An 8536-nucleotide genomic window follows, 5' to 3' on the forward strand; every position below is an offset into this window, starting at 1 on the left:
GCGTAGTGCGAGCGGGCGTCGTCGAAGCGGCCCGAGTCGTGGGCCAGCCAGCCGACCGAGACGGCCAGTTCACCGGCGCCCGAGTGCAGCCGGTCCTCGGTGGACTGCCGGGTCGCTCCCGCGTCGAGCAGTGCGTAGGCGGTGCGCAGGGGTTCGGCGGCCCGCCGGTACAGGGTGTCGGCGCCGTGCCGGTCGTCCAGCAGGCGGATCTGGCGTACCGCGTCCTCGACGGCGGCGGCCTCGGGCTCGCCGGCGCGGGAGGGGAGCCGGCGGGTGTCGCCGAGCAGGGTGAGGCTGAGCGTCGCGGCCGCCACGGTCGCGGAGCCGCCCGCCATGAACGCGCGACGCAGCACGTCGCTCTCCTTGGCACTGGAAGGGGATCGGTGGAGGGGGAGGGGATCGCGCTGGGCCGAGCGGCCGCGGACGCTCTCGCGGGGGGAGAAGCCCAGATCGGCCAGGGCGCGGCCGGGGAACATGTGGAGGAAGACGCGCTCGTAGGCGTAGTTGGGGCAGCGGATCTCGCCGGACTCGACCCGGCCGATGTAGCGCGCGTCGCAGGAAACCGTTTCTCCGATTTCCTTCGCCGCCCGGCGTACCAGGGCCGCGAACTCGGCCGGGGAGTGCTGCCCGCGCAGCCGCCGGAACGTGGAGTTGGGTGAGTGGGGGGACGCCGCCATGGACGTGGCCTCTCTGGCAAGGAACGCAGCGCCGGTGCTGTGACTGGGGGTCCGGCGCGCATGAACGTACCGTCAGTGAGGGGGTGTTCATGCGATGTTTGGCTACAAAACGGATATCTCACCCGCGATCCGCCATGAACTGCCATCCTTTGCGGCGTCTTGCCACCGCACCCGTTGACGTTCCCGTGCGTTGAACTCATGCGGATACGGATCGAGGAGGGGTTCCCTTGGTGGAGGGCGGCATGGAGAGCACTGGAACGAATACCGCGTCCGAGCCCGGCGCGGCCCCGGACCTGGACCTGGTGACCGTTCCCACGCGGCAGGGGCTGGAGGCGGTGGACATCATCCGCCGCGCCGCCCGCCAGGCCGGCGGGGTCGGACCGGTTCTGCACGACGGGTCCGGCGACACCCTCGGCTTCCTCGTTCCGTCCGGCACGGCCGACGCGTGGGACCTGCCGGGCAGTGCGTGCACGCAGAGCGACGGGCGCGGGATGCGGTTCGGCGACGCCGCCTCGCCCACCGCGGGCGCCACCGGCTGGCTGCTTCCGCCGGAGGCCGTCGGGCCGGTCACCGATCCGGACGTGTTGCGCGCGGCGCTCGGCGAGGCGGCCCGGCTGATCGAGGCCGCGGACAACTGCCGCTGACTCCTGCGGGCCGGGTCGTGCGCCGCCGCCCGTCACAATGGGGTGGTGGCAGGCAAGGACAGGAACAAGGGCAGGCAGCGCGGCCGCGGCGGCGCTGAGGCGGTCGTCGGGCAGGTGGACGGCGGCCGGGCGGAGCTGGAGCCGGACCGGGAGCGGGCCGGAGCCTGGACCCTGCTGATCGACGGGGCCCCGCAGTCCCATGTGGACCTGGCCGATCCCCGCCACCTGGACTTCGCGTACCAGCGGCGGATCGGCCACCTGATCGATCTCGTCGCGCCCGCCCGGCAGCCCCTGAACGTGGTGCACCTGGGCGGCGGGGCCTTCACCCTCGCCCGTTACACCGCCGCCTCCCGCCCCCGCTCCACCCAGCAGGTCGTGGAGATCGACGCCGCCCTGGTGGCCTTCGTACGGGAACACCTGCCGCTGGATCCGCAGGCGCGGGTCCGGGTCCGGGCGGTGGACGCGCGGGCGGGCCTGGCGAAGGTTCCGGACGGCTGGGCGGACCTGGTGATCGCGGACGTGTTCAGCGGGGCGCGCACCCCGGCGCACCTGACGAGCACCGAGTTCCTGGACGACGTACGCCGTGCCCTCGCGCCCACCGGGTGGTACGTGGCCAATCTGGCGGACGGTCCGCCGCTGACCCATCTACGGAGCCAGATCGCGACGGCCGCGTCCCGGTTCACGGAGCTGGCGCTGGCCGCCGATCCGGTGGTGTGGCGGGGGAAACGGTTCGGCAACGCCGTCCTGGTGGCGGCCGACCGTGAGCTGCCCGTCGCGGAATTCACCCGCCGGGTCGCGAGCGACCCGCACCCGGGCCGGGTCGAGCACGGCCGGGCCCTCGCGGACTTCGCGGGCGGCGCGGCCCCGGTCGCGGACGCCTCCGCGGTGGCCTCGCCGCAGCCGCCGCCCTCGGTCTTCCGGTAGCGGCTTCGCCGGTCACGCGGACCCGCCGGCGGTGCGCCCTCCCCGGCCGGTGTCGGCCACGGCTCGTGGGGCAGGGGCCGCCGGGTCCCCGCCCTGGCGAGCCGGTCAGGGGTCGACGATCTCCACCACCGGCGGGTGGTCGTGCCAGGTGCAGAAGACCGACACCTCGCGGCCGTCCCGGGTGAAGGTGACCCGGATCCAGAAGTCCTGCTTCCACACCTGCATCCGCCACCCGGCCGCCGGGGTGGCCGAAACCAGCTCGGCGGAGGACGCGCCCAGGGAGAAGACGACCCGGCCGCCGGACACGGGATAGGCCTGCACCTTGCCCCCGTCCGCCTCCCCGCCCTCCGTCCGCCGGTAGGGGCTCGGACCGGACGACGGCTTCGCGGACTTCTCCGGGGAGGCGCCGGGGGTCGGCGACTCCTCCGGGGTGGGCGACCCGGAGGGTGACGGGGACGCGGACTCCGAGGGGGACGGGGACGGCTGCGCGCTGTGCGTCGACGAGGACAGCGGATGCGTGGTCAGGGGCACGGCGAGCGGTGGATCGTAGGCCGTTCCCGACATGACGGTGTGCACGCCCCACCACGACAGCGTCACCGCCGCGCCGGTCGCCAGCATCCAGGCCATGGCATGAAGAAGTCCTCGTCGCATCAGGGCACATACTGCACCACCCGCCACAAGAGTGGCCCGACACCCCGCTGAGTCGCCCGGATGGACTACCGTGCGGGCCATGGCAAGTGTGCTCGTGGTCGAGGACGACCAGTTCGTACGATCCGCCCTCATCCGGCACCTGACCGAGGCCTCGCACACCGTGCGGAGCGTCGGCACGGCCCTGGAAGCCCTGCGCGAGGTCGCGCACCACCGCTTCGACGTGGTCATCCTCGACCTCGGACTGCCCGACCTGGACGGGTCCGAGGCGCTCAAGATGCTGCGCGGCATCACCGACGTCCCCGTGATCATCGCCACCGCGCGCGACGACGAGGCGGAGATCGTCCGGCTGCTCAACGACGGCGCCGACGACTACCTGACCAAACCCTTCTCCGTGGAGCACCTCTCCGCCCGGATGTCCGCCGTCCTGCGCCGCGCCCGGGCCACCGCCGGGGCCGAACCGCCCTCGCGCGTCCTGCGCGTCGGCGGGCTCGCCATCGACCCGCTGCGCCGCCAGGCCGAGCTGGACGGGGCCGTACTGGACCTGACCCGCCGGGAGTTCGACCTGCTGGCCTTCCTCGCCGGGCGGCCCGGCGTGGTCGTGGCCCGGCGCGAACTGCTCGCCGAGGTCTGGCAGCAGTCGTACGGGGACGACCAGACCATCGACGTCCACCTGTCCTGGCTGCGCCGCAAACTCGGCGAGACCGCCGCCCGGCCGCGCTACCTGCACACGTTGCGGGGGGTCGGGGTCAAGCTGGAGCCGCCCCGGTGACCGCCCGATGAGATGGGCGCTCGTCAAGGTGTGCCTCGCGGTCACGGCCATGGTGGTCGTGGCCTTCGCCGTCCCCCTCGGCCTCGTCGTCCAGGAGATGGCCAGCGACCGGGCCTTCTCCAACGCCGAGCGGCAGGCCGCCAGCATCGGGCCGACACTGTCCATCACCACCGACCCCGTGCAGCTGCAGAAGGCCGTGGAGTCCACCCAGATGGGCGCCGCCCGGCGGATGGCCGTCCACGTGCCCGCGATCGGTGACAGCCCGCCGGTGGACATCGGCCGGGGGCGGGCCGGGGAGCGCGCCGTCGCGGAGACCCGGCGGATGGGGCGGGCCACGACGGCCTCGGTGGCGGGCGGCGGCTCGGCCCTGCTCCAGCCGACCGCGCTCGGCTCCGGGGACATCGCCGTGGTGGAGATCTTCGTACCGGAGAGCGAGGTCAGCAACGGCGTCGCGACCGCCTGGCTGGTGCTCGCGGGCGTCGGGCTGGCCCTGATCGTCGGCTCGGTCGCGGTCGCCGACCGGCTCGGCGCCCGGCTGGTCCGGCCGGCCGAACGGCTCGCGGACGCGGCCCACCAGCTCGGCGAGGGCAGGCTCGGCGCCCGGGTGCCCGAGCATGGGCCGAAGGAACTCCGCTCGGCGGCCGCCGCGTTCAACGCCATGGCGGACCAGGTCGTCCAACTCCTCGCCAACGAACGGGAACTGGCCGCCGACCTCTCGCACCGGCTGCGGACACCGCTGACCGTGCTGCGGCTCAACACGGCCTCGCTCGGCGACGGTCCGGCCGCCGAACAGACCCGGGCCGCCGTGGAACAGCTGGAGCGCGAGGTCGACACGATCATCCGCACGGCCCGGGAGCAGCGACCGGCCACCGGCCTGGTCGGAGCAGGTGCGGGGGCGGGGTGCGACGCCTCCGAGGTGATCCGTGACCGGATGGCCTTCTGGTCGGCGCTCGCGGAGGACGAGGGCCGCGAGGTGCGGCTCGCCGGCGTGGACCGTACGGTACGGATCCCCGTGGCACGGCCCGAACTCGCCGCCGCTCTCGACGCCATGCTCGGCAACGTCTTCCGGCACACCCCCGAGGGCACCCCCTTCTCGGTGGACGTCCACGACGCCTCCGACGCGGTCATCGTGCTCGTCTCGGACGCCGGTCCCGGCATCGCCGACCCGGACGCCGCCCTGCGCCGCGGCAACGACGGCGGCCGCGACGGGTCGACGGGCCTCGGCCTGGACATCGTGCGGCGGGTCGCCGAGTCGACCGGCGGCGACGTCCGGCTGGGGCGCTCGGTGCTCGGCGGGACCGAGGTCCGGGTCTGGATCGGCCTGGACGGCCGGAGCCTCGGCGGCCCCGGCGCGGGGCGCGCCGGGCGCGGCCGACGCGGCAACCGACGTAACCGGGGGCGCGCCTAGCAGGCGTGATGTCGCCGTCTCGGTACGGTCCGCGGCATGGACACCCTCATCTTCGGCGGGCTCCTCGCCACGCTGGTCGCCCTGTACCGGGGCGCGTCCCGGACGGTCGTGCTCGGCGCGTGGTGGGCGGTACTGATCGCCGTCACCCTGCTGACGGCACACCACATCACCAGCGGTCTCGCGCTGAAGCTGAGCTACTGACCGTGGCCGCGACGATGCACAGCCTCGTGCCGGACGCCCCGCCGGAGAGCGGGCTGCTGGGCCGGGCCCAGTACTGGTTCGCCTGCTTCTTCGCCTTCGGATGGGCGTGTGTCGTCCTGGGTGGCCTCTACCACCAGTTCGGGCTGGGGCAAATCCCGTGCCCGCTGTGCGTCGTGCAGCGGATGTTCATGCTGCTCGCGGCCCTGGGCGCGGCGTACATCGTCCGCGCGGCGCTGATCAGCGGCACGGTGACGGGTCGCGTCTACATGACGGGCTGGGGGATGTCCCTGGTCGCGGCGATCGGGGGGTCCTTCGCGTCCTGGCGGCAGACCACGCTGCACATCCTGCCGGGGGCCAAGGGGTACGGGAGCGAGGTGCTCGGCCTGCACCTGTACGTGTGGGCGTGGATCCTCTTCCAGCTCTCGGTGGTCGGCGTCGGTATCGCCCTGGCCTTCGCCCACGTGACGGCCGACCGTGCCGTTCCGGCGGTCCGGCCGGGGGCGCTGCGCACGGCGGGCATGTGCGCGCTGTGGTTCCTGGGCATGGTCATCGCCGTGAACCTGCTGGCCGTCTTCCTGGAGGAGGGCTTCCACTGGTTCCTCCCGGACGACCCGCACCGGTACCGCTTCTTCTCCGACCTCGCGTTCCTGGGCTGACCGGGCTTTTTCATGGGAAGGGACCTCCACAGTGCGCTACGCAGTCCTCGGCACCGGCATGGTGGGCCGTACGCTGGCCGAGAAGCTCGCCTCCCTGGGCCACGACGTAATCCTCGGCACCCGGGACCCCGCCGCGACCCTGGCCCGGACCGAACCGGCCGGTACCGGAGCCCCGGTCGCTCCGTACGCCGCCTGGCAGGCCGAGCATCCCCGGGTGGGGCTCGCGACCTTCGCCGAGGCCGCCCGCTCGGGCGAGGTCCTCGTCAACGCCACCGGCGGCCGGGTCAGCATCGACGTGCTGACCGCGGCGGGCGCCGAGCACCTGGCCGGCAAGGTGCTCATCGACCTCGCCAACCCGCTGGACTTCTCGGGCGGGTGGCCGCCCGTCCTCGACCCGGGCAACAGCGACAGCCTGGGCGAGCTGATCCAGCGGACCTTCCCGGGGGCGCGGGTGGTCAAGACGCTGAACACCATGAACTGCGCGGTGATGGTCGACCCGGCCCGGGTGGCCGGAGAGCACCACGTCTTCCTGTCCGGGGACGACGAGGAGGCCAAGACGAGCGTGCGCGAGCTGCTGCGCTCCTTCGGGTGGCCGCGGGCGAGCATCCTCGACCTCGGCGGGATCGGGACCGCGCGGGGCGTGGAGATGCTGCTGCCGATCTGGCTCGCGCTGATGGGCCGGCTGGGGCACGCCGATTTCAACTTCCACGTCCAGGGCGCCTGACGGCGTGCCGGGCCCGGCCCGGACGGGGGTGCATATGTTGCCGGGATCCCGGTCCGCGCCGAGGGTGGGCGTGACGGAAGGAGCCACGCATGAGAGTCATGCTCAGGGCGCACATGGACACGGCCGCCACGAACGAGGGCATCAAGACCGGCGCCCTGCCCCAGGCGATGAAGACCCTGATGGAGAAGGTGAAGCCGGAGGCCGCCTACTTCGGCCTGCACGAGGGCGTGCGCTCCTGCTGGATGGTCTTCGACCTGCAGGACAGCGCCCAGATGCCGCCGCTGATGGAGGACCTGTTCCTGCAGTTCAACGCCGAGATCGAGGTCGCTCCGGTGATGAACGCCGAAGAACTGGCGAAGGGCCTGGCGGCGATGGAGACCTCGTCCTGAGCGGTTCTTCAGCGGTTCCCCAGCGGCTCCCAGCGCTCCTGGCGGCTCCTGGCGGCTCGTGGCGGCTCCTGAGGGGATCCGCGTGCGCGGACGCCTCCTCTACTGGACGCTGAAGCCGTGCGGGTGGGACGGGTCCCGGGGGCAGGCGAAGACGTTGAGCCGGCCGTGGTTGCCGACGACGATCCCGGTCGGGTTCCGCGGCCCGTCCTCCAGCGGGATCCAGCTCCGGGTGTCCGCGTGCCACTCGTTCGTCGCGACGGTCAGCAGCAGTTCCCTCGGACATCCGCAGGCGTCACAGTCCATGGTCCCGGGCCCGGTGAGGTTCCAGGAGGCGTGCCCGCCGGCCTTCCAGCCCGGGGCGACGGACAGGTCGCTCTGGTAGGTCGGCAGCCAGGGCTCGTCATCGCCGCCTTCCGCTTCCTCCCCGGCCTCGTAGGCGGCCTCCTCCTGGGCCTCCTCCCACTCCTCGACCGCCGCCCCGAGCTGCCCGGTGAGCAGCTCGATGTACGGGTACTCGGTGACCCGTTCCGGGTGCAGCACGCACGGCTCGGGCAGGTACCCGTGGAAGCCGACGGCGCCAGGCGCCGGCTGCTCGGCCGCCGGCTCGCGGACCTCCGCCGCCCGGCGCCACCGCAGGTGCGTGTACATCCCGTATCCGGTGGGCCCGTGAGCGTCGAAGGGGCACCAGAACACCTGGAGCAGATCGCAGCCGTCCGGGCCGGCCGGCAGGTCCGGCACGTCCCGGGCGTGGAGCTGGGCCAGGGCGACCAGCGGCAGCGGTCCCGGTCCGGGGGCGCGCCGGTGCGGGGTCGTACACACCGGCCAGGGTTCGTCGGCGGGCCACAGCAGCGGCCCTCCTACGTGACTGTCGTGCGGGCCGGGCGTACCGGGGCGCGGGTGCAGCCGGGTCGCGGTGCGGCGGTGGGCGGCCAGGCCCGGAAAGAGGGACTCCACGTCCAGGGGGCGCGGGGGCGTGGTGCGGCTGGGCCCGTCACTCGTGTGCATCTCATCTCCGTGTTCGGGTCCCTCCGGTGAGGGAGTCGATCCAGGGTTCCAGGCGGCCTCGGCGGTCATGAGGTCCGGGTCGCGGAAGGTGCCGGTGAGCAGCGACGGCCCTGGTGGGGGGCGATCAGGGCGACAGCCGGCTCGCGGGCGTCGGCGCGCCCCGTCGCGCGGAACCGCTGCTCGGCCCGGCCGAGTACGCGGCGCACGGCCGCCGCGCCCTTCGGCGACGTCGGGCTCCGGACCATCGACCCGGCGGACGTCGCCGAGGTCGCGGCCGCGGTGCTGCGCGAGCCGGGCCACGCGGGCCGGACCTACGAGCTCGACGGGCCCGCCCCGCTCACCGCGAGGGAGCGGGCCGAGGCGATCGCCGCGGCCCTGGGCGAGCCCGTCCGGTTCGTCGAACAGAGCCGGGAGGAGGCCCGCGCCCAGGTGCTGACCCGGCTTTCCGCTAGGCCGTCTCTTTCGGATCTTGTCGGTCGGGCCCGCGT

Annotated in this window: 10 protein-coding genes and 2 pseudogenes; 9 read left to right on the forward strand and 3 right to left on the reverse strand. The window is 73.7% G+C overall.

Going from position 1 to position 8536, the window contains the following annotated elements; all coding sequences use genetic code 11:
• Positions 1–677, reverse strand: a pseudogene (locus ACWGIU_RS21005) (tetratricopeptide repeat protein); the annotation flags it as partial.
• 242 nt (positions 678–919) lie between these two features.
• Between ACWGIU_RS21005 and ACWGIU_RS21010 the strand changes: the two are divergent.
• Positions 920–1321: a hypothetical protein gene (locus ACWGIU_RS21010; protein ID WP_453707945.1), complete on the forward strand. Its 402-nt coding sequence runs from the start codon at positions 920–922 to the stop codon at positions 1319–1321.
• Positions 1322–1366: 45 nt separating this feature from the next.
• Positions 1367–2245: a spermidine synthase gene (locus tag ACWGIU_RS21015; protein WP_453707947.1), complete on the forward strand. Its 879-nt coding sequence runs from the start codon at positions 1367–1369 to the stop codon at positions 2243–2245.
• A gap of 105 nt (positions 2246–2350) precedes the next feature.
• Here ACWGIU_RS21015 and ACWGIU_RS21020 read toward each other — a convergent pair whose 3' ends face one another.
• Entirely contained in the window at positions 2351–2896 is a 546-nt protein-coding gene (locus tag ACWGIU_RS21020; protein ID WP_453707949.1) for a hypothetical protein, read from the reverse strand.
• A gap of 79 nt (positions 2897–2975) precedes the next feature.
• Here ACWGIU_RS21020 and ACWGIU_RS21025 point away from each other — a divergent pair, with 79 nt between their 5' ends.
• The 6 genes from ACWGIU_RS21025 to ACWGIU_RS21050 all read left to right on the forward strand — a co-directional run bounded on the left by ACWGIU_RS21025 (position 2976) and on the right by ACWGIU_RS21050 (position 7043).
• Positions 2976–3665, forward strand: a complete 690-nt coding sequence (locus ACWGIU_RS21025; RefSeq protein ID WP_453707950.1) for a response regulator transcription factor — start codon at positions 2976–2978, stop codon at positions 3663–3665.
• Between the two features lie 7 nt (positions 3666–3672).
• Entirely contained in the window at positions 3673–5073 is a 1401-nt protein-coding gene (locus ACWGIU_RS21030; protein WP_453707952.1) for a sensor histidine kinase, read from the forward strand.
• Positions 5074–5109: 36 nt separating this feature from the next.
• On the forward strand, positions 5110–5274 hold the full coding sequence (locus ACWGIU_RS21035) for a DUF5993 family protein (protein ID WP_167745558.1): 165 nt from the start codon (positions 5110–5112) through the stop codon (positions 5272–5274).
• 2 nt (positions 5275–5276) lie between these two features.
• Positions 5277–5930, forward strand: coding sequence for a disulfide bond formation protein B (locus ACWGIU_RS21040; protein WP_453707954.1), 654 nt, complete (start codon positions 5277–5279; stop codon positions 5928–5930).
• Positions 5931–5961: 31 nt separating this feature from the next.
• Positions 5962–6654 carry an NADPH-dependent F420 reductase gene (locus ACWGIU_RS21045; RefSeq protein WP_453707956.1) on the forward strand — a complete coding sequence of 231 codons (693 nt, stop codon included), beginning with the start codon at positions 5962–5964 and terminating at the stop codon, positions 6652–6654.
• An 89-nt stretch (positions 6655–6743) separates the two neighbouring features.
• A complete protein-coding gene (locus tag ACWGIU_RS21050; protein WP_453707958.1) occupies positions 6744–7043 on the forward strand; it encodes a hypothetical protein in 300 nt (99 codons plus the stop codon).
• A gap of 99 nt (positions 7044–7142) precedes the next feature.
• Here the strand turns inward: ACWGIU_RS21050 and ACWGIU_RS21055 are convergent, their stop codons facing one another.
• Positions 7143–8048, reverse strand: a complete 906-nt coding sequence (locus tag ACWGIU_RS21055) for a hypothetical protein (RefSeq protein ID WP_453707960.1) — start codon at positions 8046–8048, stop codon at positions 7143–7145.
• Positions 8049–8327: 279 nt separating this feature from the next.
• Between ACWGIU_RS21055 and ACWGIU_RS21060 the strand changes: the two are divergent.
• A pseudogene (locus tag ACWGIU_RS21060) lies at positions 8328–8536 on the forward strand (hypothetical protein); the annotation flags it as partial.

The organism is Streptomyces sp. NPDC054840, assembly GCF_053611065.1.

What these genes read in the sequence shown, in the direction of transcription:
- ACWGIU_RS21010 (WP_453707945.1), top strand. Translation starts at nt 920, where the DNA reads ATGGAGAGCACTGGAACGAATACCGCGTCCGAGCCCGGCGCGGCCCCG.
- ACWGIU_RS21020 (WP_453707949.1), bottom strand. Translation starts at nt 2,896, where the DNA reads ATGCGACGAGGACTTCTTCATGCCATGGCCTGGATGCTGGCGACCGGC.
- ACWGIU_RS21025 (WP_453707950.1), top strand. Translation starts at nt 2,976, where the DNA reads ATGGCAAGTGTGCTCGTGGTCGAGGACGACCAGTTCGTACGATCCGCC.
- ACWGIU_RS21030 (WP_453707952.1), top strand. Translation starts at nt 3,673, where the DNA reads ATGAGATGGGCGCTCGTCAAGGTGTGCCTCGCGGTCACGGCCATGGTG.
- ACWGIU_RS21035 (WP_167745558.1), top strand. Translation starts at nt 5,110, where the DNA reads ATGGACACCCTCATCTTCGGCGGGCTCCTCGCCACGCTGGTCGCCCTG.
- ACWGIU_RS21050 (WP_453707958.1), top strand. Translation starts at nt 6,744, where the DNA reads ATGAGAGTCATGCTCAGGGCGCACATGGACACGGCCGCCACGAACGAG.
- ACWGIU_RS21055 (WP_453707960.1), bottom strand. Translation starts at nt 8,048, where the DNA reads ATGCACACGAGTGACGGGCCCAGCCGCACCACGCCCCCGCGCCCCCTG.